Origin of the sequence: Chryseobacterium sp. SIMBA_029 (genome assembly GCF_046535275.1) — a bacterium.
In the GTDB taxonomy this organism is placed as follows: domain Bacteria; phylum Bacteroidota; class Bacteroidia; order Flavobacteriales; family Weeksellaceae; genus Chryseobacterium.
Map to the genome: position 1 here is coordinate 1 of NZ_JAWRXA010000768.1, position 242 is coordinate 242.

1 pseudogene is annotated in these 242 nt (G+C 62.0%); it reads right to left on the minus strand.

Annotated features, from left to right (window positions below):
• Positions 1 to 242, minus strand: a pseudogene (locus SB679_RS26005) (hypothetical protein); the annotation flags it as partial.

The window sequence follows — 242 nt, forward strand, 5'->3', positions numbered from 1 at the left end:
GGCCCATTGGTACCGGTTTGCCGCGAAGGCAATAGCAGCGGCAATGTGGAACTGGGCGGTTCCTGCAGCGTAATAGGCGCTGGCCTCAAGCCCGTTGATGGTCCGCCACGGGAAGAGCGCCCCGTCCACGCTGAGTTCCTTGGCACGAATCCTGGCATCGGGCAGCATCGCGTGCCTCGATTCGAGGACCTTCCGTGCACCCAAGGGGTTGGTATAGGTCAGATAGGGCAGGAGGTAGACCT